18 protein-coding genes are annotated in these 20702 nt (G+C 69.0%); 9 read left to right on the top strand and 9 right to left on the bottom strand.

What is annotated here, in order from left to right; genetic code table 11:
- Positions 1-2: 2 nt before the first annotated feature.
- Genes PIR02_18150 through tkt form a run of 3 tightly spaced genes read right to left on the bottom strand, consistent with a single transcriptional unit; the run spans position 3 to position 4864 of the window.
- On the bottom strand, positions 3-1628 hold the full coding sequence (locus PIR02_18150; GenBank protein WZH36649.1) for a glucose-6-phosphate isomerase: 1626 nt from the start codon (positions 1626-1628) through the stop codon (positions 3-5).
- Positions 1625-2746, bottom strand: a complete 1122-nt coding sequence (gene tal / locus PIR02_18145; GenBank protein WZH36648.1) for a transaldolase — start codon at positions 2744-2746, stop codon at positions 1625-1627. The genes PIR02_18150 and tal overlap by 4 nt, the downstream gene beginning before the upstream one ends.
- Before the next feature lie 18 nt (positions 2747-2764).
- Complete coding sequence (gene tkt, locus PIR02_18140; GenBank protein WZH36647.1) at positions 2765-4864, bottom strand: transketolase; 2100 nt, start codon at positions 4862-4864, stop codon at positions 2765-2767.
- Positions 4865-5093: 229 nt separating this feature from the next.
- Between tkt and PIR02_18135 the strand changes: the two genes are divergently transcribed.
- Positions 5094-6020 carry a heme o synthase gene (locus PIR02_18135; protein WZH36646.1) on the top strand — a complete coding sequence of 309 codons (927 nt, stop codon included), beginning with the start codon at positions 5094-5096 and terminating at the stop codon, positions 6018-6020.
- 293 nt (positions 6021-6313) lie between these two features.
- Here the strand turns inward: PIR02_18135 and PIR02_18130 are convergent, their stop codons facing one another.
- Together PIR02_18130 and PIR02_18125 are read right to left on the bottom strand one after the other, a co-directional pair.
- Positions 6314-6820, bottom strand: coding sequence for a dinucleotide-utilizing enzyme (locus tag PIR02_18130; protein ID WZH36645.1), 507 nt, complete (start codon positions 6818-6820; stop codon positions 6314-6316).
- Between the two features lie 250 nt (positions 6821-7070).
- On the bottom strand, positions 7071-8051 hold the full coding sequence (locus PIR02_18125; GenBank protein ID WZH36644.1) for a COX15/CtaA family protein: 981 nt from the start codon (positions 8049-8051) through the stop codon (positions 7071-7073).
- 249 nt (positions 8052-8300) lie between these two features.
- Here PIR02_18125 and sufB point away from each other — a divergent pair, with 249 nt between their 5' ends.
- From sufB to PIR02_18090, 7 genes are all read left to right on the top strand, one after another.
- Positions 8301-9719 carry a Fe-S cluster assembly protein SufB gene (gene sufB / locus PIR02_18120; protein WZH36643.1) on the top strand — a complete coding sequence of 473 codons (1419 nt, stop codon included), beginning with the start codon at positions 8301-8303 and terminating at the stop codon, positions 9717-9719.
- Positions 9720-10925 (top strand): Fe-S cluster assembly protein SufD, encoded by a 1206-nt coding sequence (sufD, locus tag PIR02_18115; protein WZH36642.1) that lies wholly within the window; start codon positions 9720-9722, stop codon positions 10923-10925.
- Positions 10922-11251, top strand: a complete 330-nt coding sequence (locus PIR02_18110) for a non-heme iron oxygenase ferredoxin subunit (protein WZH36641.1) — start codon at positions 10922-10924, stop codon at positions 11249-11251. Before sufD ends, PIR02_18110 begins: the two co-directional genes overlap by 4 nt.
- A gap of 41 nt (positions 11252-11292) precedes the next feature.
- Positions 11293-12063: a Fe-S cluster assembly ATPase SufC gene (gene sufC, locus PIR02_18105; protein WZH36640.1), complete on the top strand. Its 771-nt coding sequence runs from the start codon at positions 11293-11295 to the stop codon at positions 12061-12063.
- A 9-nt stretch (positions 12064-12072) separates the two neighbouring features.
- Positions 12073-12402 carry a metal-sulfur cluster assembly factor gene (locus tag PIR02_18100; protein WZH36639.1) on the top strand — a complete coding sequence of 110 codons (330 nt, stop codon included), beginning with the start codon at positions 12073-12075 and terminating at the stop codon, positions 12400-12402.
- 101 nt (positions 12403-12503) lie between these two features.
- Entirely contained in the window at positions 12504-13667 is a 1164-nt protein-coding gene (locus PIR02_18095; protein WZH36638.1) for an aminotransferase class I/II-fold pyridoxal phosphate-dependent enzyme, read from the top strand.
- A 111-nt stretch (positions 13668-13778) separates the two neighbouring features.
- Positions 13779-14711: a siderophore-interacting protein gene (locus PIR02_18090; GenBank protein ID WZH36637.1), complete on the top strand. Its 933-nt coding sequence runs from the start codon at positions 13779-13781 to the stop codon at positions 14709-14711.
- A 164-nt stretch (positions 14712-14875) separates the two neighbouring features.
- On the opposite strand, the gene PIR02_18085 is transcribed toward PIR02_18090, so the two are convergent.
- From PIR02_18085 to PIR02_18070, 4 genes are read right to left on the bottom strand one after another with little or no spacing between them, the layout of a single operon-like run.
- Positions 14876-15700 carry an ABC transporter ATP-binding protein gene (locus PIR02_18085; protein ID WZH36636.1) on the bottom strand — a complete coding sequence of 275 codons (825 nt, stop codon included), beginning with the start codon at positions 15698-15700 and terminating at the stop codon, positions 14876-14878.
- Positions 15697-16758 carry an iron chelate uptake ABC transporter family permease subunit gene (locus tag PIR02_18080; protein ID WZH36635.1) on the bottom strand — a complete coding sequence of 354 codons (1062 nt, stop codon included), beginning with the start codon at positions 16756-16758 and terminating at the stop codon, positions 15697-15699. Before PIR02_18080 ends, PIR02_18085 begins: the two co-directional genes overlap by 4 nt.
- The gene (locus PIR02_18075; protein ID WZH36634.1) at positions 16755-17801 is read right to left on the bottom strand and encodes an iron ABC transporter permease; all 1047 of its coding nucleotides are present in this window, start codon (positions 17799-17801) and stop codon (positions 16755-16757) included. The genes PIR02_18080 and PIR02_18075 overlap by 4 nt, the downstream gene beginning before the upstream one ends.
- A gap of 22 nt (positions 17802-17823) precedes the next feature.
- The gene (locus PIR02_18070) at positions 17824-18861 is read right to left on the bottom strand and encodes an iron-siderophore ABC transporter substrate-binding protein (GenBank protein WZH36633.1); all 1038 of its coding nucleotides are present in this window, start codon (positions 18859-18861) and stop codon (positions 17824-17826) included.
- Between the two features lie 233 nt (positions 18862-19094).
- Here PIR02_18070 and PIR02_18065 point away from each other — a divergent pair, with 233 nt between their 5' ends.
- Positions 19095-20693, top strand: a complete 1599-nt coding sequence (locus PIR02_18065) for an ABC-F family ATP-binding cassette domain-containing protein (protein WZH36632.1) — start codon at positions 19095-19097, stop codon at positions 20691-20693.
- Positions 20694-20702 lie beyond the last annotated feature (9 nt).

Here is a 20702-nt window from a genome sequence, read left to right as displayed (position 1 = left end):
CTTTACTGTGCCGCCTCGAAGAGTGAGAGCACGTCGACCTGCGGGTCGGTCAGCGTCAGCGTGACGACGGGGCGGCCGTGGCCCTCCGCCAGTACGCTCGCGTCTCCCGCGGCCTGTGCCTGGATGAGCTGACCGAATGTGAACGGGCGACCGGGGATCTCGAGGTCGACGTCGGTGCGTTCGGTGATCTGCAGGAAGACGCCGGTGGCGGGGCCTCCCTTGTGGTACTGCCCGGTCGAGTGCAGGAATCGCGGACCCCACCCGAACGTCGTCGGGCGGCCGGAGTCGGCGGCGAGGAGCTCGCGCAGGCCGGGGAGCTGCGGCACGGCGAGGCGGTCGACGTACGCCTGAATGCTCACGTACCCATCCGACGGGACGGAGGCCCAGAGCGCGTCCAGCACACCGGCGATCGTTCCGTCCGCCGCCAGGGACGGGTCGGAGACGCGCACCTCGACGCCGTCGACGACGAAGGCCGGGGGCGTGGGCTCCGGACGCGCGTCGAGCAGCCCGCGGGTCGCGACCTTGGCCGACTCGACGTCGGGCTGGTCGAAGGGGTCGATCCCCAGCAGGCGGCCGGCGATGGCTGTGGCGTATTCCCACACGACGAACTGCGCGCCCAGCGAGCCGCTGACGAGGATCTCACCGTGGTGATGCTCGAACAGGTGCAGCTTGTGCGCGTCGTCGACGAAGCGGGCCACCTGCAGGTCGTCGGGCGTGGACTCGACCTCCGGTGACACCGGAAGCAGGACGACGGGAAGGATCCCGGTTCCCTGCTTGCCCGTGGACTCGGCGATGAGCTGCTCGATCCAGTCGGGAAGACCCGGGAGGTGAGCATCGTCCATGACGAGGCCGAGTTTGTCGCGACGGTGCGCGCCGCCGCCGGCGATCGCCGCTGCCAGGACGAGCGCCGGGTTCTCGGGGGAGTCGATCGCGACCTCGAGGAGAGTGGCATCCGCTTCGTCGAGGAGGTCGTCGATGTCGACGCCCGCAAGACCCGTCGGTACCAGGCCGAACGCGGTGAGGGCGGAGTACCGGCCGCCGACGGTGGGGTCGGCGGTGAAGACGCGGTAGCCGTCGGCTCGTGCGGCCTGCTCGAGCGGAGATCCGGGGTCGGTGACCACGACGATGCGCTGGACGGGGTCGATGCCCAGGTCGCGGAATGCCGCCTCGAAGGCGCGTTTCGCCGAATCGGTCTCGATCGTGGAGCCCGACTTGCTCGAGACCACGAGGACCGTCTGAGCGAGCCCGCCGGCCTCGGCGTCGCCGTCGATCGCGGCGAGCACCTGGCCGGGGGCCGTCGAGTCGAGGATCACCAGCGGGACGCCGGCCGACTGCGCGATCACCTCGGGCGCGAGCGACGAGCCGCCCATGCCCGCGAGGACGACGCGGGTCACGCCCTGCGCGACGAGTTCGTCGCGCAGGGCGGTGATCTCCGGAACGAGGGGACGCGAGACGGAGACCGCCTGCACCCACCCGAGGCGACGGGACGCCTCGACCTCGGCGGCCGGGCCCCACAGGCTCGCGTCGCCGGCGGTGATTCCGGACGCGACCAGCGAACCGACCAGGCCGGGGAGCTCGGCGTCGACGACCGACTTGACGTGGCCGGTGACCTTGACCTCGAACGTCACTGCGCGGCCTGGGCGCTTCCGGCGTCGAGGGCCGTCTTCACGGTGTCCTGCAGTTCGTGCCACGAGGCGATGAACTTCTCGACACCCTCGTCCTCGAGCGTCTGCGTCGCGTCGGCGACGTCGACACCCGCTGCGGCGAGACGGTCGAAGACCTCGTGGGCCTCGGCGTACGCGCCGGTCACGGTGTCACCCGTGATGACACCGTGGTCGAACGTCGCCTCGAGCGTCTTCTCGGGCATCGTGTTGACGGTGCCGGGGGCGACGAGCTCGGTGACGTAGAGCGTGTCGGGCAGGGCCGGGTCCTTGACGCCGGTCGACGCCCAGAGGGGGCGCTGCACGGTCGCTCCGGCGGCCAGCAGCTCCTTCGCACGGTCCTCGGCGAACTTCTGCTCGTAGAGCTCGTAGGCGAGGCGGGCGTTGGCGATGCCGGCCTTGCCCTTGAGCGAGGCCGCCTCGTCGGTGCCGAGGGCCGCGAGACGCTTGTCGATCTCGGTGTCGACGCGCGAGACGAAGAACGAGGCGACCGACTGCAGGGTCGAGATGTCGTGACCGGCGTCGCGCGCCTTCTCGACGCCGGCGAGGTAGGCATCGATGACCTCGGCGTAGCGCTCGAGGCTGAAGATGAGCGTGACGTTGACCGAGATGCCCGCACCGATGACCTCGGTGATCGCGGGCAGGCCCGCCTTGGTCGCGGGGATCTTGATGAGGACGTTCTTCCGGTCGACGCGCGCGGCGAGGTCCTTTGCCTGGGCGATCGTGCCCTCGGTGTCGTGGGCGAGGTCGGGAGAGACCTCGATCGACACGCGGCCGTCGACGCCGTTCGTGGCGTCGAAGACCGGGAGGAAGATGTCGCACGCGTCGCGCACGTCGTCGGTGGTGATGGAGAAGATCGCCTCGTCGACCGTGGCATCCTGAGCCGCCAGTTCTTTCACCTGGCCCTCGTACGCCTCGCCCTTCGACAGGGCGCCGGCGAAGATCGTCGGGTTGGTGGTGACGCCGACGACGTTGCGCGATTCGATCAGCTCGGCGAGGTTGCCGGACTGGATGCGCTGGCGCGAGAGGTCGTCGAGCCAGATGCTGACGCCCGCGGCGGACAGGTCTTCGGTGGGAGTGCTCATGTGTCTGTTCTCCTCGGATTACTTCTTGGCCGCGGCGAGCGACTCGCGCGCAGCCTCGACGACGGCCTCAGCCGTGATGCCGAACTTCTGGAAAAGGGTCTTGTAGTCGGCCGAGGCACCGAAGTGCTCGATCGCGACGGAACGACCGGCGTCGCCGACGATGCCGTGCCAGCTGAGGGCGGAACCGGCTTCGACCGACACACGCGCCTTCACCGACGAGGGGAGCACCGACTCGCGGTACGCCTCGTCCTGCTCGGCGAACCACTCGAGCGAGGGCGCCGACACGACGCGGGCGTGAACGCCCTCGGCGGCGAGCGTCTCGCGCGCCTGGACGGCGAGCTGGACCTCGGAGCCGGTGGCGATGAGGATCACATCGGGCTCGCCGTTCGCCGCTTCCGCCAGGACGTACGCGCCCTTGACCGCGCCCGCGGCCGAGGCGAATTCGTCACCGGATGCCTCGCCCTCGCCGCGGGCGAACACGGGGATGTTCTGGCGGGTCAGCGCGATACCGGCCGGTCCCGCCGTACGGCGGAGCATCTCGAGCCAGACGACGCTCGTCTCGTTGGCGTCGGCCGGACGCACGAGGGCGAAGTTCGGAATGGCACGCAGCGTCGCGAGCTGCTCGATCGGCTGGTGCGTGGGGCCGTCCTCGCCGAGGGCGACGGAGTCGTGCGTCCAGACGAAGATCGTCGGGATGTTCATCAGCGCGGCCAGACGCACCGGCGGGCGCATGTAGTCGCTGAAGATGAGGAACGTGCCGCCGAACGGACGGGTGGGTCCGTGCAGCACGATGCCGTTGAGGATCGCTCCCATGGCGTGCTCGCGGATGCCGAAGTGCAGCACGCGACCGTAAGGGTCGCCCGACCACTCGTGCGTGGACCACTCCGACGGGATGAAGGACTTGGCGTCCTTGATCGTGGTCAGGTTGGACTCGGCGAGGTCGGCCGAACCGCCCCAGAGCTCGGGGAGCTCGGCGGCGAGGGCGTTGATGACCGTTCCGGAGGCCGCGCGGGTCGACACGTCCTTGCCCGCCTCGAACGCCGGCAGTGCGTCGGCGATGTCGGTCGGAAGCTCGCGAGCCTGCAGGCGGTCCCAGAGCTGCTTGCGCTCGGGGTGAGCCTCGGCCCACGCGTCGAACTTCTCCTGCCAGGCGGCCTTCTCCGCCTCGCCGCGCTCGACGAGCTCACGCGTGTGCGCGATCACGTCGTCGGCGACGGCGAAGTTCTGCTCGGGGTCGAAGCCGAGCACTTCCTTCGTGGCGCGCAGCTCGTCGGCGCCGAGCGCCGAGCCGTGGATCTTGCCCGAGTTCTGCTTGCCGGGGGAGGGCCAGCCGATGATCGTCTTGAGGATGATCAGCGAGGGCTTGCTCGTCTCGCCCTTGGCGGCCTCGATCGCGGCGTAGAGCTCGGCGACGTCTTCGACGTACTGGCCGGTCTTCTTCCAGTCCACGGTCTGGACGTGCCAGCCGTAGGCCTCGTAGCGCTTCTGCACGTCTTCGGTGAAGGCGACGTTGGTGTCGTCTTCGATCGAGATCTGGTTGGAGTCGTAGATCGCGATGAGGTTGCCGAGCTCCTGGTGGCCGGCGAGAGAGGAAGCCTCGCTCGTCACGCCCTCCTGGAGGTCGCCGTCACCCGCGATCACGTAGATGTGGTGGTCGAAGGGGCTCTCGCCCGCCGGGGACTCGGGGTCGAACAGGCCACGCTCGTAGCGGGCGGCGTACGCGAAGCCGACCGAGGAGGAGAGCCCCTGGCCGAGGGGGCCGGTGGTGATCTCGACGCCGTCGGTGTGGCCGTACTCGGGGTGACCGGGGGTGAGCGAGCCCCACGTGCGCAGCGCCTCGAGGTCTTTCAGCTCGAGACCGAATCCGCCGAGGTAGAGCTGCACGTACTGTGTGAGCGAGGAGTGACCGGCCGAGAGGATGAAACGGTCGCGTCCCGGCCAGTGCGTGTCGGCGGGATCGTGCCGCATCACGCGCTGGTAGAGCAGGTATGCGGCGGGAGCCAGCGACATGGCCGTGCCCGGGTGGCCGTTACCCACCTTCTCAACGGCATCCGCCGCGAGGATGCGGGCGGTGTCCACCGCGCGCCGATCGATCTCGTCCCATTCGAAGTCCGACAACAGGGTCGCCTTTCTCGATACTGTGCGCCCGGGTTCACTTCCGACGCCGCACTCACCACCGTAGGAGTGGGAGAGGGGTGGGGTGTCGGCGCGGGGCGCGCGTTCACGGCCAGCATAGCGAGATCGGCTGTCGTCGTCGCCGCGTGTGACGGGGGTCGACAGGCGGCCGGTCGTGTGGTGCGCATGGCGTAGAATCGTTGAGGTTTCATACGCGCTACCCCGGGGGACGATGGACATCTCGACGACGTCGCACGTCATTGCGACGACCGATCGCCGCTCCGTCCGACGGACCGTCCGGGCCTACGTCGCCCTGACGAAGCCGCGGGTCCTCGAGCTCCTGCTCGTGACCACGGTGCCGGTCATGATCCTCGCGCAGGGCGGCCTGCCGAACCTCTGGCTGATCTTCGCCACGGTCATCGGCGGTTCGCTGAGCGCCGGTTCGGCCGCGGCCTTCAACATGTACCTCGACCGCGACATCGACGCGCACATGCAGCGCACCGAGAACCGTCCGCTGGTGACGGGTGAGGTGTCCCCGCGCGGCGCCCTGATCTTCGCGTGGGCCCTCGCGGTCTTCTCGACCGTGTGGCTCTGGGCGTTCACCAACCCGCTCGCGGCCGGCCTGTCGGCCGCGGCCATCTTCTTCTACGTGGTGATCTACACGATCATCCTCAAGCGCCGCACCGAGCAGAACATCGTCTGGGGCGGGATCGCCGGCTGCTTCCCCGTGCTCATTGGGTGGTCTGCCGTGACGGGCTCCCTCACCTGGGCGCCCTTCATCCTGTTCGCGCTGGTGTTCCTGTGGACGCCCCCGCACTACTGGCCGTTGTCGATGAAGTACGCCGACCAGTACGACGAGGTCGACGTGCCGATGCTCGGCGCGACGCGCAGCGGATCGCAGGTGGGCCTGCAGGTCATCCTGTACGCGTGGGCGACGGTGGCGTGCTCTTTGCTGCTCATCCCCGTGGCATCCATGGGGCTCGTCTACACGGTCTCGGCCGCCGTGTTCGGTGGCTGGTTCATCTACGAGTCGCACCGTCTGTACTCCCGAGCCGTGCGTGGCGGCGAGCCGCGACCCATGCGCGTCTTCCACGCGTCGATCACCTACCTGACGCTCCTGTTCGTCGCGATCGCGGTCGATCCACTGCTGCCCTTCTGATTCGCTCTGACGCGCGGGTGGTGCTGACGCGGGGGTCGGCGCTGACGTGCGGGTCGGCGCTGACGTGCAGGTCGCGCTGACCCGGGGTGGCGCTGACGCGCGGGTGGACGACGGAGGAGATCCGGCGACGGGAGGGCAATCTCCGCGGCGTCTCGTCCTCCGCTTCGGGCACATCCTCCCGTCAGCAGGCACCGACGGAGAAGCGGCCCGGGCGGGTTCGCCGGGCTCAGCACGTCCGTGCACGCGCGAGCGCCCGCCCCGATCTCGGGACGGGCGCTCTGCATTAAGCGAGGTCAGCGACGCGGGGCGTCGTCTCCCGCATCGAGGCGGGGCTCGTCGTGCTGCGCGGCGGCCGCAGCCTGCGGGGGAGCGGGAGCCGTCGAGGGCGTCTCGACATCGGCGTCCTCGACCGCGATCGGTGCGGCCGTCTGCGCGGTGGGGGTGGCCGCGGCGGGCGCGGTGGTGAAGGCGGGGATCTGCTCGGCGGCGGATTCGTCGTCACTCGTCCAATCGATGGTCTCGATCGCGACGTCGGGGTTCGAGCGGGTCGACACGACCGTGGCGACGGCGAGTGCCGAGGCCAGACCGATCGCGCCCGCAGCGAGCACGGCGGCGCCGACGGAGACCCACGACTGCGCGACGTAGACGGTCACGACGGTCGCGTTCGGATCGTTCACCAGGGCCTGGATCGCGTCGACCTGGCGCAGGACGAGGACGAGTCCGCCGATCACTGCGGCGAGCGACGCGATCACGAGCACCCAGAACGGGATGCTGGTCACCAGACGGGGACGGGTCTGCATGAGATGTACTCCTTGTCGTTCCGCGCCCCGTGCGGGCCGCGGATGCGGTTCCCCGACGCCGGGACGTCGGGCGGATCCGGGCGCAGAGGTGCACCGGACACTCCACCGTGGCGCACGCGTCAGGGCATCGGCTAGGGGTCGCCGATGAATCGCCTATGAGCGTATAAGGGGCGCGGAAAGCGACCGGAACACGACGACCGCCCCGGGGGATGGCATCCGGGGCGGTCGTGTCTGGAAGGGCAGGAGCGCGTCAGCCGCGCGCGGACACCGTTTCGCGTGCGCCGGGAGCGGTCGAGGCCGCGGCGGGCTGCTTGAGGCGCAGCACCACGACGGTCATCGTGGCGGCGGCGAGAGCAGCGAGCACCATATGAGTGCCGACGGCGATCTCGGGCAGGCCGTTGCGCGCCTGGTAGAGACCGACTGCGATCTGCACGAGCTCGACGACGAGCAGAGCGATCGTCCAGCGGCGTACGGGCAGGCGCAGGCGCCATGCGACGATCGTGAGGATCAGCGTCAGGACGAAGAGCGCGTAGCCGGGCCACGAGTGCACGTGCTCGAGGACCTCGGCATCGAAGCCGTTCCGGCCCGCCGCGGCGTCGCCGGAGTGGGGGCCGGCGCCGGTGGTCAGCACGCCGAACACGATCGTGAGCGCCAGGACGCCGGTGGTGCCGTGCACGAGACCGGCGAACCACCGGGGCACGGCGATCTCCCGATGGCCGGCAGGGAGGTTCATCAGCACGAGGAAAGCGGCGCAGACGGCGACGAGCGACACGGAGGCGACGTAGTGGAAGCCGACGATGAAGGGGTTCAGACCCGTCAGCACGGTGACGCCGCCGACCAGAGCCTGCGCGACCACGCCGCCGAGCACGACGAGTGCGAGCACGAAGAGGGGACGGCGCTCCCGGCGCATGCGCCAGACGAGCACGACGACGATGAGGGCCAGGATGCCGACGAGTCCGGTCAGCGTGCGGTTGCCGAACTCGATGACGCCGTGGATGCCCATTTCCGGCGTGTTCACGATGGAATCGGGGGTGCATCGCGGCCACGTGGGGCAGCCGAGCCCCGAGCCGGTGAGACGGACGGCACCCCCGGTGCCGATGATCAACACCTCGGCCACGAACGACAGCCACGCGAAGACGCGCACCCGTCGGTCGACGTCGGCGGGGAGCCACGCACCGAAGCGACGCAGCGCACCCGAGACGCGGGAGAGGAAGGGAGAGGTCGAGGACATGCGTCTGGCTTCCTGGCATCAGGCCGCTCGGGGCCGTCGGGACGACGAGGGTGCCGTGCCAGGAGCGGGTCTTGCCTGTAGAATCAAAGGGTCCGGGTGCAGCGCTCACGCGATCGGCACCAGAGACAGTCTAGGCGCGCAGGCAGCGCCTTCGAGCGGGCCCACCAGCGACGTTCCTGAGACTTCGACCGGAGTCTGGAATGTCGGGGCGGATGACACCGTTGAGGCCCGAGAAGGAGAGTGATCACCATGTCCGATGTACTCATCGACCGACCAGAGCTCGAAAGCCTGGGGCAATACGAGTTCGGCTGGCACGACACCGACGCCGCCGGCGCGGTCGCCCAGCGCGGGATCAACGAGGACGTCGTGCGCGGCATCTCCGCTCTGAAATCCGAGCCCGAGTGGATGCTCAAGACGCGCCTCAAGGGCTATCAGCTCTTCGGCCGCAAGCCCATGCCCACGTGGGGCGCCGATCTGTCGGACATCGACTTCGACAACATCAAGTACTTCGTGCGCTCGACCGAGAAGCAGGCGCAGTCATGGGAGGACCTCCCGGAGGAGATCCGCAACACGTACGAGAAGCTCGGCATCCCCGAGGCCGAGCGTCAGCGTCTCGTGGCCGGCGTCGCCGCACAGTACGAGTCCGAGGTGGTCTACCACCAGATCCGTGAGGACCTCGAGCAGCAGGGTGTCATCTTCATGGACACCGACACCGCGCTCAAGGAGCACCCCGAGTTCTTCCAGGAGTACTTCGGCACGGTCATCCCCGCCGGCGACAACAAGTTCGCCGCGTTGAACACCGCGGTGTGGTCGGGCGGCTCCTTCGTCTACGTCCCGAAGGGCGTGCACGTGGAGATCCCGCTGCAGGCGTACTTCCGCATCAACACCGAGAACATGGGTCAGTTCGAGCGGACGCTGATCATCGCCGACGAAGACAGCTACGTGCACTACATCGAGGGCTGCACCGCCCCGATCTACAAGAGCGACTCGCTGCACTCGGCTGTGGTCGAGATCATCGTGAAGAAGAACGCCCGCGTGCGTTACACGACGATCCAGAACTGGTCGAACAACGTCTACAACCTCGTCACCAAGCGGGCCGTCGCCCACGAGGGCGCGACCATGGAATGGGTCGACGGCAACATCGGGTCCAAGGTGACGATGAAGTACCCGTCCATCTACCTGATGGGCGAGCACGCCAAGGGCGAGACGCTGTCCGTCGCTTTCGCCGGTCCCGGCCAGCACCAGGACGCCGGGGCGAAGATGATCCACATGGCGCCCTACACGCAGTCGTCGATCGTGTCGAAGTCGATCGCCCGTGGCGGCGGTCGCGCGGGCTACCGAGGTGAGGTGCGGGTGGACGCCAATGCGCACCACTCCGCCAACACCGTGCGCTGCGACGCGCTGCTGGTCGACACGATCTCGCGGTCCGACACCTACCCGGCGATCGACATCCGTGTCGACGACGTGCAGCTCGGTCACGAGGCCACCGTCTCGAAGGTCAGCGAAGAGCAGCTGTTCTACCTGCAGTCGCGCGGCCTGCCCGAAGACGAGGCCATGGCCATGATCGTGCGCGGGTTCATCGAGCCCATCGCGCGCGAGCTGCCGATGGAGTACGCCCTCGAACTGAACAAGCTCATCGAGATGGGCATGGAAGGATCCGTAGGCTAAATGTCGACTGCGACTCAGACCCCGGCGGCACAGGCGACTGGCGCTGCCGGAGGTCACATCGACCCTGCCGCCCTCGTGGCATCCGTCGTCCCGGTGCAGACGCGCTCGGAGCGACCCACCTCGTTCGACCCGTCGGACTTCGGCGTTCCCACCGGCCGCGAGGTCAACTGGAAGCTCAGCCCGGTCGACCGGCTTGCCCCCCTGTTCGTCGACGAGGCCGGCCCGTCCGGCGTCGTCGAGGTCGACGTGCAGGCGCCCGCGGGCGTGGAGCAGCTGCGGCTCGCCGCGGGTCAGGCTCCGCGCGGTGAGCACTTCCGTCCCGAAGACCTTCCCGCGGCACTGGCCTGGACTCACGAGGCAGAAGCGCCGCTGCTGCGCATCCCCGCCGAGGTCGAACTCGACGAGCCCGTCATCGTGCACCTGAAGGGCACGGGCGGCCTCGCACACGCCCATGTCGTCATCGAGGCGCAACCGCACTCGCGGGGCACCATCGTCCTGCGGCACGAAGGCACCGCCCAGCACGCGCAGAACGTCGAGATCATCGTTCGCGACGGCGCCGAGCTCACCGTGGTCTCGGTGCAGAACTGGGACGACGACGCACTCCACGCGTCCTCGCACCAGGCTCGTGTCGACCGCGACGCCAAGCTCACCCACGTCGTGGTGAGCTTCGGCGGCGGCGTCGTGCGCGTGAACCCCTCCGTCGAGCTGTCGGGTGCCGGGGCCGAGGGACGCCTGTACGGCCTGTCGTTCTCCGACGCCGGTCAGCACCTCGAGTCGCAGGTGTACCTGCACCACAAGGGTGCGCACACCGTCGGCGACGTGCTCTACAAGGGCGCCCTGCAGGGCGAGAGCGCACGCAGCGTCTGGATCGGCGACGTCCTCATCGGACCGGATGCCACCGGCACCGACTCGTACGAGGCGAACCGCAACCTGGTGCTCACCGACGGTGCCCGCGCCGACTCGATCCCGAACCTCGAGATCGAGACCGGAGACATCCAGGGCGCCGGCCACGCCAGCGCCACCGGTCGCTTCGACGACGAGCAGCTGTTCTACCTGCAGGCTCGCGGCATCGCCGAAGACGAGGCACGTCGCCTCGTCGTGCTCGGCTTCCTGAGCGAGATCGTCCAGCGCATCGGCATCCCCGAGCTGGAGACCGAGCTCATCGCCGCGATCGAGCGCGAGCTGGCCGAGGGAGCAGCGGCGTGAGCGCTTCGCGCGCCTGCGCACTGAGCGATCTCACCCAGGACGAAGCGCACCGCGTCGAGATCGACGGCGTGGCCATCGCGGTGGTCCTCGACGGCACCGGCGAGGTGCACGCGATCGGCGACGTCTGCACGCACGGCGACATCTCGCTGTCGGACGGCTTCGTCGAGGGCGAGACGCTGGAGTGCTGGGCCCACGGCTCGGCGTTCTCGCTGCGCACCGGCCGCCCGCTGAACCTCCCGGCCTTCGAGCCGGTGCCCGTGTACGAGGTCGTGATCGACGGAGACGACGTGCTCATCGATCCTTCCGTCACCAAGGCGACGGCCTGAGCCGCGCCCACGACCCCCAGAACAACCGAGTAAGGAACACCATGTCTGTCCTCGAGATCCGCGACCTCCACGTGACGGTCGAGACGGAGAACGGTACGACCCCGATCCTCAACGGCGTGACGCTCACCATGCGCACCGGTGAGACCCACGCGATCATGGGGCCCAACGGCTCCGGCAAGTCGACCCTGGCGTACACGATCGCCGGTCACCCGAAGTACACCGTCACGAGCGGCTCCATCACCCTCGACGGAGAAGACGTCCTCGAGATGAGCGTGGATGAGCGTGCCCGCGCCGGTCTCTTCCTCGCGATGCAATACCCCGTGGAGATCCCCGGCGTCACGGTCACCAACTTCCTGCGCACGGCCAAGACGGCGATCGACGGCGAGGCGCCGGCGATCCGCAGCTGGACCAAGGACGTCAAGGGTGCGATGGAGAACCTGCGCATGGACGCGAAGTTCGCGTCGCGCAACGTCAACGAGGGCTTCTCCGGTGGCGAGAAGAAGCGCCATGAGATCCTTCAGCTCGAGCTTCTCAAGCCGAAGATCGCCGTGCTCGATGAGACCGACTCGGGTCTCGACGTCGACGCACTGAAGATCGTGTCGGAGGGCGTGAACCGCGCGAAGGAGCAGACCGACCTCGGTGTGCTCCTCATCACGCACTACACCCGCATCCTGCGCTACATCCGTCCTGACTACGTGCACGTCGTCGTCAAGGGCCGGATCGTCGAAGAGGGTGGCCCCGAGCTCGCCGATCGTCTCGAGGAAGAGGGTTACGACCGTTTCCTCGAGGCCGGTACGCCGATCGACGCGTAAGATCGTTACATGACCGCAACCCTCGCTCCCGAGAAGTACGACGAGGTCACCGAGGCCCTGAAAGACGTCATGGACCCCGAACTGGGGATCAACGTCGTCGACCTGGGACTCATCTACGACCTCGCGTGGGATGACGAGAACGACGCCCTCGTCATCCACATGACCCTGACCTCGGCCGGTTGCCCGCTGACCGACGTGCTCGAAGAGCAGACTGCTCAGGCCCTCGACAACGTGGTGGATCGATTCCGCATCAACTGGGTGTGGATGCCGCCGTGGGGCCCCGAGCGGATCACCGACGACGGCCGCGACATGATGCGTGCCCTCGGCTTCGCGATCTGAGACTCTCCAGCGAACGCCCATCCCCGCGGGGATGGGCGTTCGTGTTTCCCCGTCTGACGCCGCAATTCCTCGGCATCCGGGGCCGTCATTAGGCTTTCGGGATGAGCGTTCCTCCTCTCCAGGCCCTGCCGCTCGACCTCCTCCGCCAACGCAGCAGCACGAAATGGCGCTCGTATGGCGACGACGTGATCCCGATGTTCGTGGCGGAGACCGACTTCCCGTTGGCGCCCGCCATCACGGAAGCCCTGCACCGAGCCGTCGAGATCGGCGACACGGGCTACACACCGCCGCGTCCGGGCATCGACCTCGATTTCGCCGCCTACGCCGAACGCCGGTGGGGGTGGAGGCCCGATCCGGAACGCATCCGCTGGACGGGCGACGTCATGATGGGCGTCGTGGAAGTGCTGCGCGCTGTCACGAGCCCCGGGGATCGGGTCGTCGTGACGCCGCCGGTGTACCCGCCGTTCTACGACACCGTGGAGGAGGCCGGTGCGATCGTGGAGAGCGTGCCGCTGATCGACGACGGTGAGCGCTGGTCGCTCGACCTCGACGGGATCGAGCATGCGCTGGCCGAGGGGGCGCGATCCGTGCTGCTGTGCAACCCGCACAATCCCACGGGAACGGTCCACACACGCGAATCGCTCGCAGCCCTCGCACGCCTGGCGCACCGCTACGGCGCCACCGTCGTCAGCGACGAGATCCACGCCCCGCTCACGCACGCTCCCGCCGTGTTCACCCCGTTCCTGGATGCCGCTCCGGAGGCCGCCGCGGTCGGCTACACCGTGACGAGCGCGAGCAAGACCTACAACCTCGCCGGGCTGAAGTGCGCGGTGATCGTGACGGGTGCCGAAGAGACCGCCGCGGTCGTTCGGGCTCTCCCGTGGGAGGTCGAATGGCGTGCGGGGTTGTTCGGGGTGATCGCCAACCGCGCGGCGTTCGCGGCCGAGAGCGACGCCTGGCTCGATGGCTTGCTCGTCGCCCTGGATCACAACCGTCGTCTCCTCGCCGAGGCGCTCGCCGAGCACTTGCCGCTCGCGCGCTACCGGGTTCCCGAGGCGGGGTTCCTCGCCTGGGTCGACGTCTCGGAGTACGGCTGGGGAGACAACCCGGCTCCGTTCATCCGTCGCGAGGCCAAGGTCGCCCTGCACCACGGCCCCCTCTTCGGCGCGGAGGGCGTGGGGCACGTCAGGATCAACGTCGGGTGCGCACCGGAGGTGCTGCGCGACGCGATCGCGCGCATCGGAGCCCTTGCGCGCGGAGTCTGACCGCGCGACGGGCGACCAGGCCGTGGTGGCGATCACGGCCGGTCGTTCGACGGTGGGATACCGGATGGCCTGCGCCTGGCATCCGGGGGTAGGTAAGGATATCCTTAGCGGGTGACCACCACTGCCACGCGTCCCGCCTACCGCCCGTACGTCGCCGTGGTGAAGGAGGCGCGGCGACTCTCGCCGCACTTCGCTCGCATCACGTTCACCTCGCCCGACTTCGACGTCTTCGGGACGGACCGGCGGGACCAGCGGATCAAGATCGTCCTGCCCGGCACGGATGGACGCCTGTGCGACATCGGACAGAACGACCCCACCGCGATCGACAACGGCGAGTGGTACACGCGCTGGCGCGATCTGCCCGACGACGAGCGCATGCCCTTCCGGACCTACACCGTGCGGCGCATCGATCCCGAGGTGCGCGAACTCGACGTCGATTTCGTGCTGCACCACGACGCGGGCCCCGCGGGGTCATGGGCAGAGGCCGCTGCGCCCGGTGACAGCATCCTCGTCGTCGGTCCCGACGCCCGCAGCCCCGAATCGGCCCAGGGCATCGACTTCCACCCGGGCACTGCTCGACGCGTGCTTCTGGCCGGCGACGAAACCGCCGCTCCGGCGATCTGCGCCGTTCTGGAGGGGATCGAGCCGGGGATCGACGTGGACGCGTTCATCGAGGTGCCGTCGATCGACGACGCTCTTCCGCTCTCGGTCGGCGGCGCCCGCGTCACCTGGCTCGCCCGCGACGACCGTTCCCACGGTGAGGTCCTCATCGAGGCGGTCGAAGCCTGGACGCAGAGATCGGGCGAGGTGCTCGCCCGCGCAGCGGCACCGCGACCCCAGGAACTCGAAGACATCGATCTCGAGAAGGAACTCCTCTGGGACAGTCCCGATGACGGCGAGGGGGAGTTTTACGCCTGGATCGCCGGCGAATCGTCGACCGTGAAGGTTCTGCGGCGGATGCTGGTGCAGGGGTGCGGTGTCGACCGCAAGCGCGTTGCCTTCATGGGGTACTGGCGTGAAGGGCAGATGGAGCGCTCCGCCTGACGACGTTGGAGCGGGGCGCTCCGGCCCCGATGGCGCGCGGCCTCAGGACGCGCGGCCTCAGGGCGCTCGGCCGGGGACGCGCGGCCTGGGGGCGCTCCGCGTGGGGATGCTCCGCGTGACGGCGCTCCGCCGGGTGCCCGCTCCGCCCGCGGAGCACCGACGCGTCAGGCCTCCGCGTGCTCCGGCTCCGTGACGGTGTGGTGACGGCCGATCGGGATGACCATGGGCCGACCGGTGAGCGGGTCGGGAACGACGCGACTGTCCAACCCGAAGACCTCACGCACCGTCGCCTCCGTGAGCACGTCGGAGGAGTCGCCGGCGGCGACGATCCGTCCGTGCGCCATGGCGACGAGGTGATCGGCGTAGCGCGCGGCGTGGTTGAGATCGTGGAGCACCATCGCCACGGTCGTCCCGCGTTCGCGGTTCAGATCGGTGAGCAGGTCGAGCACGTCGATCTGATGACTGATGTCGAGGAACGTCGTCGGCTCATCGAGGAGGAGCACGTCGGTCTCCTGCGCGAGTGCCATCGCGATCCAGACCCGCTGACGCTGCCCTCCGCTGAGCTCGTCGACCGGCCTGTCCGCGAGGTGCGCCGTGTCGGTGGCTTCGAGCGCACGCGCGACGGCCGCGTCGTCGGCGCTGGTCCAGCGCGACAGTGCACCCTGATGGGGGTGGCGGCCGCGGCTGACGAGGTCGGAGACGGCGATCCCGTCGGGAGCCAGCGGAGACTGCGGGAGGAGGCCGAGCACACGCGCGACCTGCTTCGTGGGCAGACGATGAATGGACTTCCCGTCCAGGAGCACCTGCCCCGCCGTCGGCGACAGCAGCCGGGCCATCGACTTCAGCAGTGTCGACTTGCCGCAGGCGTTGGCGCCGACGATGGTGGTCATCTTGCCCGGCGGTAGCGCCAGGTCGAGAGATTCGACGATGGTGCGGTCGCCGTAGCCGAGGGTGACGCCCTCGGCGATCAGTGCGCGCTCGACGGTCATAGGGAAGTACCTCCGGATCGACTGCTGCGAACGAGCAGGTAGACGAGATAGGGAGCGCCGAGGACTCCGGTGATGACGCCCACGGGAAGACGCGTGCCGAAGGCGAACTGGGCGCAGAAGTCGGCGACGAGGACGAGAAGGGCTCCGACGAGACCGGCGGGGAGAACAGGGGAGCCCACCGGACCCAGGATGCGCACCGCGATCGGACCGGCCAGGAACGAGACGAAGGCGATGGGACCGGCGGCGGCCGTTCCGAACGCGAGCAGGCCCACGGCGGCGACGATGAGCAGCACACGGCTTCGCTCGACCGGCAGGCCGACGGCCGCCGCGGTGTCGTCGCCCATGCGCAGGATCTCGAGTCGCCCGGAGAGGGCGAGGAGGACAGGGCCGAGCACGACGACGGCGACGGCGACAGGAATCGCGCGATCCCACGTGGCGTCGTTGAGATTGCCGGTGATCCACCGCATCGCGGCGGGCAGGTCCCACTCCGCCGCGCGGGAGATGACGTACGAGACGATCGCCTGGCACATCGCGGCGATGCCGATGCCGACGAGGATCAGACGTGCTCCCGACCCGCCCTTTCGGTATGCGAGGAGGTAGATCGAGAGGGCCACGACGAGGGCGGCTGCCATGGCCATGACCGAGACCGCGGTCTCGCCGAGGCCGAGGACGACGATGCCGATCACGGCCGCGGCGCTGGCGCCGGTGTTGATGCCGATGACGTCGGGGCTGGCGAGGGCGTTGCGCAGCATCGACTGGAACACCACACCGCCCATTCCGAAGCAGAGACCCGTCATGAGCGCGGTGACGGCGCGGGGCAGACGCAGCTCGCCGACGGTGAACGACGCGCCGGGAACCAGCTGACCGGTGAGCACGCCCCAGACCTCGGCGGGGGAGTAGTACGTCTGACCGAACATGAGCGAGCCCGAGAAGGCGAGGAGCACGGCGACGACCAGGATGCCGGTGACCGTGACCCATCGGATACGGCGACGGTGACGACCCGTCCGCACGAGGGCGAGCGCATCGACGGGAGGAGACAGGAGAGTACCGGCGCTCACAGGGCCCTCATCTTCTGGCGACGCACGAGGGCGATGAAGAAGGGAGCGCCCAGAAGAGCGGTGACGATGCCGACCTCGATCTCCTGCGGGCGGGCGATGACGCGACCGATGACGTCGGACACCGTGAGCAGGATCGCGCCGCCCGCGGCCGAGATCGGGAGCAGCCAGCGGTGGTCGACACCGACGATGAGGCGGCAGATGTGAGGGACGACGAGACCGACGAAGCCGATGGGCCCGGCGACCGCGGTGGCGGCCCCACAGAGGATGACGGCGCCGGCAGAGGACACCAGGCGAGCCGTGCGCACACGCGCACCGAGACCGGCGGCGAGTTCATCGCCCAGAGCGAGGGTGTTCAGCGCGGACGCGCTGGCGAGGCAGATGACGAGACCGACCAGGAGGAAGGGCAGCACCTGCAGGATCGTGTCGACGGTGGCCCCGCCGACCCCGCCGACCTGCCAGAAGCGGAAGACGTTCATGACGTTGATGCGAGGGAGGAGGATCGCGCTGAGCAGCGAGCTGAACGCGACCGCCGTCACCGCCCCGGCGAGGGCGAGGCGAAGAGGGGTGGGGCCTCCTCGGCCCAGTGAGCCGATCGCGTAGACGAACACCGCCGCCGCTCCGGCCCCGACCATGCCGGTCCAGATGTAGCCGGTCGCCGAGTTGAGCCCGAAGAATGCGAGGCCGATCACGATGGCGAGAGCGGCGCCCCCGTTGATACCGAGGATCTGCGGGTCGGCGAGCGGGTTGCGCGTCGCTCCCTGCAGCACCGCTCCCGCGACGGCCAGGGCCGCGCCCACGAGCAGCGCGAGGATCGTGCGCGGCACACGTTTGCCGACGGCCGCCGCGGAGGCGGTGTCGGTCGAGCCCGTCAGCCCCGCCCAGATGTCGCTCGGCGAGACGTCGCGCGCCCCGAATGTCACCGAGAGGATGACGGCTCCCACGACGGCGGCGACCAGTACGACGGCCCAGACCGCGCGCCGACGCCCCCGGCGACGCGGGCGAGCGTCGCCGGGGGCGGGCGGTGCCGAGACGACCGAGGTCATCGCGCGGCGAGGGGGGAACGGCTCACGAGCCGGCCTTCGCGGCGGCCTCGCCGACGACGGCGATGTAGTCGTCGCCGTAGCTCGTGCCGATCGAGAGGGGGCTGGGGTTCGCCGCGGCGGCCATCGTCGTGTCGTCGGTGAGCATGGCCACGGAGCCCGACGCGATGGCGGGGATGCGCGACCACAGCGGGTCGGCCTGCAGCTGCGTCAGCAGCTCGGACGTGCCGTAGCCCACGATGGTGTCGACATCGGAGAACGTCTCGATGTTCTCGGTGCTCTGCGTGAACCAGAACGTCTCGCTGTCCGTGCTCGAGGTCTCGACCGCCGAGGAGGGCGCCATGCCCAGTTCGCTGAGGTACAGCGCGCGGGGGTCCTTCAGCGAGTAGTAGCCGACCGTGCTGATGTCTGTGGGGTCGAGGTAGGTGAACAGCGTCTTCTTCCCGTTGAGGGCGGGGTACTTCGCCGTCTCCTCGGTGACGTGCGCCTCGAGGTCGGACACCAGCTTCTCGGCCTCGGCCTCGCGTCCCAGGGCCTTGGCATCCGTCAGCGTCATCTCCTGCCACGAGGTGCCCCAGGCGATCTCGGGGAACGACACGACGGGAGCGATCTTGCTGAGGGTGTCGTACTGCTCCTGCGTCATGCCCGAGTAGGCACCCAGGATGACGTCGGGCCTGGCGTCGGCGATGGCTTCGTAGTCGAAGCCGTTGGTCTCGTCCATGAGCGTCGGGGTCTCGGCTCCGAGCTCATCGAGCTTGTCCTTGACCCAGGGGAGGAGGCCGTCGCCGTCCTCGTCGCCCCAGGTGACCTTGGGCATGGCGACCGGCACGACGCCGAGGGCGAGGGCGGCCTCCTGGTTGCCCCAGCTGACGGTCACGACGCGCTTCGGCTCGGCGGGGATCGTCGTCTCGCCGAAGGCGTGATCGATGGTCACCGGGAAGGAGCCCTCGGCGGAGGAGGACGACGCGTCCGATCCCCCGGGGGCGGCGGAGGTACCGGCACAGCCGGTGAGGACGAGAGCGGAGCCGACGGCGAGGGCCGCCAGCGCGCGGAATCGGGACACGAAGAGCCTCCTGCGTGTTAGGTAAGGATTGGCTTAGTTTAGGTCAGTCGCCGGGTGAGAATGCAAACCCGGATGCCTCGAGGGTGGGCGTTCGTCTCGACACCGAGGTATCGGCATCCCGGTACTCGTCCGTTCGGTGAGAGCGTTGTCGGGAGGCGTTCGGCTGCTCGCCGTATACTGGGTGGCTGGCCACTCTCCGGCCGCTCCCCATCCCCGAAGAACGGACGTTCGCTGTGCTTGCCGTGCACGACCTCGAGATCCGCGTGGGCGCCCGCGTGCTCATGTCCGACGTGTCGTTCCGCGTCTCCGACGGCGACAAGATCGGCCTCGTCGGGCGCAACGGTGCAGGGAAGACCACGCTCACCAAGGTGCTCGCCGGTGACCTGCTGCCCTCGAACGGCGGTGTCGACCGTTCGGGTGAGCTCGGCTACCTGCCTCAGGATCCCCGCTCGGGCGACCCGGAGATGCTCGCGCGGACGCGCATCCTCGACGCGCGAGGACTCGGCTCCCTCGCACTCGGCATGCACGAGGCGTCGATGGCGATGGCCGACGACGACCCCGCGGTCGCCGCGAAGGCGATGAAGAAGTACGGCAACCTCACCGAGCGCTTCGAAGCCGCCGGCGGGTATGCGGCGGAGGCCGAGGCGGCGTCCATCGCCCACAACCTCTCCCTTCCCGACCGCATCCTCGATCAGCCCCTCAAGACCCTCTCGGGTGGTCAGCGCCGGCGTATCGAGCTCGCGCGCATCCTGTTCTCGGACGCGCAGACGATGATCCTCGACGAGCCGACCAACCACCTCGACGCGGACAGCGTCGTGTGGCTGCGGGAGTTCCTCAAGGGCTACAAGGGCGGGCTCATCGTGATCTCGCACGACGTCGAACTCGTCGGGGAGACGGTCAACCGGGTCTTCTACCTGGATGCCAACCGCCAGGTCATCGACGTCTACAACATGAACTGGAAGAACTACCTGCGCCAGCGGGTGGCCGACGAGGAGCGCCGCAAGAAAGAGCGCGTCAACGTCGAGAAGAAGGCCACGGCCCTGCAGTTGCAGGCTGCGCGCTTCGGTGCGAAGGCCTCGAAGGCCGCCGCTGCGCACCAGATGGTCGCGCGCGCCGAGAAGATGCTCTCGGGTCTCGACGAGGTGCGTCAGGACGAGCGGGTCGCGAAGCTGCGGTTCCCCAAACCGGCGCCGTGCGGCAAGACCCCGCTCATGGCATCCGGTCTGTCGAAGTCGTACGGCTCGCTGGAGATCTTCACCGACGTCGACCTGGCGATCGACCGCGGCTCGCGCGTCGTCATCCTGGGGCTGAACGGTGCGGGCAAGACGACGCTCCTGCGCATCCTCGCCGGCGTCGACCAGCCCGACACCGGTCAGCTCGAGCCGGGGCACGGCCTCAAGATCGGCTACTACGCGCAGGAGCACGAGAACCTCGACGTCAACCGCTCGGTGCTCGAGAACATGATGTCGTCGGCTCCGCACATCACGGCCACGGAGGCCCGAAAAGTGCTGGGCTCGTTCCTCTTCGTCGGCGATGACGTCCTCAAGCCCGCGGGTGTCCTCTCGGGCGGTGAGAAGACGCGTCTGTCGCTCGCCACCCTCGTGGTGTCGTCGGCCAACATGCTGCTGCTCGACGAGCCGACGAACAACCTCGACCCCGCGTCGCGCGAGGAGATCCTCGGCGCGCTCGCGCACTACGAGGGGGCGGTCGTGCTCGTCTCGCACGACGAGGGAGCCGTCGAAGCGCTCAACCCCGAGCGCGTGCTCATCCTCCCCGACGGAGTGGAAGACATCTGGGGCCGCGACTACGCGGACCTCATCACGCTCGCGTAGACGGCCTCC

The sequence above is a fragment of the Microbacterium enclense genome, assembly GCA_038182865.1.
Taxonomy (GTDB): Bacteria; Actinomycetota; Actinomycetes; order Actinomycetales; family Microbacteriaceae; genus Microbacterium; species Microbacterium enclense_B.
The sequence above is the reverse complement of the archived record's forward strand: the minus strand, read 5'-3'. Positions and strand labels throughout refer to the sequence as shown.